The following is a 4,264-nucleotide window of genomic DNA, read 5'->3' as shown; positions in this document are numbered from 1 at the left end:
CCCTCCCGCACGCCGACAACAAACACCACCCGGACCCCCCCCCCCCCCCCCCCCCCCCACCCCCCCCCCCCCCCCCCCCCCCCCCCCCCCCCCCCCCGGCGGGTGGCGGTCGACTGCAGCCGCTGCGCGAGGTCGACGAGATGGCGAACGACGTCGGGTGGGGCCTGCAGGGTCCGCGCGATCCGCTCGACGTCGGCGGGGCTCGGCCGGAGCAGCCCGTTCTCGATCTTGGAGATCGTGCTCTGGCTGATGCCGACGGACGAGGCGAGCGCCTGGCCGGTCATCGCGCGGGAGTGGCGCAACTGCGCGAGTTCGGCCCCGAGGCGGCCGGGCGGCGTGCCGTCGGACGCAGTCGCCGCCGCAGGCACACCTTCGCCCTCCATGCCCACCTCCGAGGTCGGTCCGTCCTCGCCGGCCACCGCATGCGCCCCGACGGTTACGCCTGCGCCGGCAGCCCGCGCGCGGCCGCCAGAAACACGCTGCGGGGGATGCGCACCAACGCCTCGCCGGCAGGCACCTCGCCCGTCGGGATCCGCTGGTCCGGCACCACGTACCCCTGGACGAAGATGTCCTGATCCTCATCGTTCACATACACCGTGGGACAGTTCGCGCTGGCACACGACGCACTGGCTACCGGGACGAGCCGCATCGCTCCTACCTCTCTGCACCACTGCGCTTCATCCTAGGGATCCACCCCCCGAGTGGGGACATAGCGCAGTAATAACGATCAGATCTACGGCGGCGACGCGAATATTCCGGCCACTTGCGGCGGATCGTCACCTACACGTGACGAAGTGACGCCGAAGGCCATGACCGAACGTCACCCCTACTTGGCGAATCTCATCTTCCAGCAGGCGTGGCCGCCACCTCAAGCAATTTCATCACTACAGAGAGTCGCGGGACCTGGCGACATTACGCTACGCGGGACCATCGCAAATGGTACCGAATCGCGCGAACCAGCAGCTCCTTCGGGCTACCCGTTCTCGGGAGTAGGCACTGAACGTGACGGCGATGCCGGGCCATGGTTCCAACCTGTCGGCTACACCGCGTAGCATCGTGAATTATTTGGGACTCCGTCGGGAAGTCGGTTCAGGCGGGAAACTATGTCGGGTACAGCCGGCCGGCGCCTGGTGACGAGACCGGACCCCGCGATGCCGCCCGACGGGCTGACGGCCGGGCGGCCGCGGGCGCGCCCTTCGAACCATTGCAGGGAGGGGACCCACGCCGCCGGCGCTGGTGTACTCAGGCCGCAGTCCCTTGACCGGATCCCGCACGCCGCAACGATTGTGGCTCGATCGCGAATATTCAGAAATTCCCTTGAGATTCGGATCACCGTGCCGGATGATTCGGACGGAGCATCCCGTCAGCCGACGCTCCCGCGCCCGGGGCGATCCCCCGTGCCACCGGGGCCACGGCGGCGAAGCGGCGCCCCATGGGGTCGCGGTGCGCCGGGCACGGTTTCTCGCTTCAGACCGTGCACGTCGTACCGCAACCCTCATCGCAAGATCAAATATGTGTCGCCGGGGTCAGCGGGATGGAGCGGGCTCCTCGCCGCCTCGACCGACGTGGGGCCGCCCGACCGGAGGAGGGCCACATGTACGTCGCCAGCCGGCCGTCCGCGCCGCCCTGGCTGGTCGCGATCCTGATGACGATCGCGAGGGCTCTCGCGCCCGCCGGGCCCGGCCGTCGCCCCCGGGCTCCCGCCCGAGCAGCGCCCGTGCCACCAGCCGGGCGGCCGGTTCGGCCGCCCGGGCGCTCCGGCGACGGGTCCCATCGCTTCGACCAGGCCGCCTTCGAGCCACTCGCGGATCGGATGTCCTGCCTGCTGCGGGCCTTCCTCGCCGCCGCCGTGCCCAGGCCGGACCGACCTGCCCGCCTGGACCTGCGGGCCCCCGCGACGACCTGGTTCGTCGACGCCTTCACCGCCGCCTCGGACCTGCTCGTCGGCACGAGCCAGGCCGACCGCCCGGAGTCCCTGGCCGCCGCCGTCCGGGAGGCCGAACGGCGGTGGGGCCTGATCGACGCGTGGAGCCGCGAGGCGGCGGAGCCCCTGGACGATTCGCCGGCGCCGCCCGGACCGGTCGAATCGGGCCGCCCCCGTCCGGACGATCCGGACTCCGCCGACCACCGCTGGTAGCCGATCACCACTGGTAGCCGATCACCTGCGGTAACCCGAGGCCAGGCCGCACGCCTGTCCTCGGCCACGCGATGGCGACGGTGGGCGCCGCCAGGACACCGCCCTCCGGGTCGGCGCCCCATCGGGGGCCGGCGCGGGCCAGGATAGGGACATGGCGACACCCGTCCATCAGGACCCGGCCGCATCCGGCCTGCCGGCGCACGAGATCGACGCGGAGTTCCTCGCGCTGCCGCGTTCCACCCTCGCGGACGCGGCCCTGCAGACCGCCCGCGATCTCGGCGCCACCCATGCCGACATCCGCATCGAACGCCTGCGGGACTCCTCACTGTCCTTCCGCGACGCCGCCCTGGAAAGCCGGCACGAGGGCGCCACGCTGGGCCTCGCCGTGCGGGTCGTGCACGGCGGGACCTGGGGTTTCGCGGCCGGCGTGGACCTCACCCCGGACGAGGCGGTCCGGCTGGCCCGCGAGGCCGTCGAGATGGCGCAGGTGGCGGCCCCGCTGAACTCCGAGCCCGTCGAGCTCGCCCCGGAACCGACGCACACCGACGCGGTCTGGGTGTCGGCGTACGCCGCCGACCCCTTCGCCATCGACGCGCGGGAACGGATCGAGCGGGTCGGCGGGCTGTGCCGCACCCTGTTCGCGGCGAACGACGTCGACCACGTCGAGGGCCGTTTCGAGGCAGTGCTGGAGAACAAGTACTTCGCGGATCTGGCCGGCACCTCGACGATGCAGCAGCGGGTGCGGGTGCTCTGCCAGATCGAGGCGACGCGCGTCGACCCGGGCGGCGGCTTCGAGACGATGCGCACCATCGCTCCGCCCGTCGGCCGCGGCTGGGAGTGGATGGTCGCGGGGCCCGCGGCCGGCTGCTGGGACTGGGACGGCGAGATCGCCCTCATTCCCGGGCTGTTGGCGGAGAAGGCCAAGGCGCCCTCGGTCGAACCCGGCCCGTACGACCTGGTGATCGACCCGTCGAACCTGTGGCTGACGATCCACGAGTCCGTCGGCCACGCCACCGAGCTCGACCGGGCGCTGGGCTATGAGGCGGCCTACGCCGGCACCTCGTTCGCCACCCTGGACCAGCTCGGCACCCTGCGCTACGGCTCACCGGCGATGACGATCACCGGGGACCGCACGGCCCTGCACGGGCTGGCCACCATCGGCTACGACGACGAGGGCGTGCAGACCCGCCGGTTCGACATCGTGCGCGACGGCACCCTCGTCGGCTACCAGCTCGACCGGGCGATGGCGGCCCGCAACGCGCCCGTGCTCGGGGTGGAACGCTCCAATGGCTGTGCCTTCGCCGACTCCCCCGGCCACGTGCCGATCCAGCGGATGGCGAACGTGTCCCTGCTGCCCGCGCCCGGCGGACCCTCGACCGAGGAGCTGATCGGCCGGGTCAACCGCGGGATCTACATCGTCGGCGACAAGAGCTGGTCGATCGACATGCAGCGGTACAACTTCCAGTTCACCGGGCAGCGGTTCTACGAGATCCGCTCCGGGCGCATCGTCGGCCAGCTCCGCGACGTCGCCTACCAGGCGACGACGACGGACTTCTGGGGTTCGCTGGAGGCCGTGGGCGGCCCGCAGACCTACCTTCTCGGCGGCGCGTTCAACTGCGGCAAGGGGCAGCCCGGCCAGGTCGCGGCGGTCAGCCACGGCAGCCCGGCCGCACTGTTCCGCGGCGTCAACGTCCTCAACACGCGGCGGGAGGCCGGCCGATGAGCCAGGTGACCGGAGCGGACACCACCCGGGCTGACCGGGCCGAGCGGGCGGGCGCGGTGCCCGCGGCGGCCCACGAGATCGTCGAGCGTGCCCTCGCGCTGTCCCGCGCGGACGGCTGCGTGGTGATCGCCACCGAGTCCAGCTCGGTGAACCTGCGCTGGGCCACCAACACCCTGACCACGAACGGGGCAAGCCGGGACCGGTCGATCACCATCGTCAGCGTCGTCGGCCGCTCGTTCGGGGTGCGCACCGCCTCCACGATCGACACCCCGGCCGGCGGTCGGGGGGCACGGCCGGGCGACCTGCCGCATCCCACCGACGCCGACGGCCTCGCCGAGCTCGTCCGCGCCGCCGAGGACGCCGCCCGCGAGGCGCAGGACGCCGAGGACTACGCCGACCTGCTC

General features: G+C 72.4%; 4 protein-coding genes and 1 pseudogene. 3 read left to right on the top strand and 2 right to left on the bottom strand.

Annotated elements, in window-relative coordinates; genetic code table 11:
• Together ND748_RS26490 and ND748_RS26485 are read right to left on the bottom strand one after the other, a co-directional pair.
• On the bottom strand, nt 1-383 hold a 383-nt coding region (locus tag ND748_RS26490; protein WP_251748913.1), incomplete at its 3' end, for a helix-turn-helix transcriptional regulator.
• Nucleotides 384-436: 53 nt separating this feature from the next.
• Nucleotides 437-589: a hypothetical protein gene (locus ND748_RS26485; protein WP_251748911.1), complete on the bottom strand. Its 153-nt coding sequence runs from the start codon at nt 587-589 to the stop codon at nt 437-439.
• A 1,005-nt stretch (nt 590-1,594) separates the two neighbouring features.
• On the opposite strand from ND748_RS26485, the gene ND748_RS26480 reads away from it, so the two are divergent.
• From ND748_RS26480 to ND748_RS26470, 3 genes and pseudogenes are all read left to right on the top strand, one after another.
• Nucleotides 1,595-2,137: a hypothetical protein gene (locus ND748_RS26480; protein WP_251748909.1), complete on the top strand. Its 543-nt coding sequence runs from the start codon at nt 1,595-1,597 to the stop codon at nt 2,135-2,137.
• Between the two features lie 151 nt (nt 2,138-2,288).
• Nucleotides 2,289-3,860, top strand: a complete 1,572-nt coding sequence (locus ND748_RS26475; protein WP_251748907.1) for a TldD/PmbA family protein — start codon at nt 2,289-2,291, stop codon at nt 3,858-3,860.
• Nucleotides 3,857-4,264: pseudogene (locus ND748_RS26470) on the top strand (DNA gyrase modulator); the annotation flags it as partial. The gene ND748_RS26475 and the pseudogene ND748_RS26470, both read left to right, overlap by 4 nt.

It is taken from the genome of Frankia sp. AiPs1, from assembly GCF_023716945.1.
Taxonomy (GTDB): domain Bacteria; phylum Actinomycetota; class Actinomycetes; order Frankiales; family Frankiaceae; genus Frankia.
This window is presented reverse-complemented; position numbering and strand designations above follow the sequence as displayed.

Excerpts from the sequence above, each read along its gene's own strand:
- ND748_RS26480 (WP_251748909.1), top strand. The coding sequence starts at position 1,595 with ATGTACGTCGCCAGCCGGCCGTCCGCGCCGCCCTGGCTGGTCGCGATC.
- ND748_RS26475 (WP_251748907.1), top strand. The coding sequence starts at position 2,289 with ATGGCGACACCCGTCCATCAGGACCCGGCCGCATCCGGCCTGCCGGCG.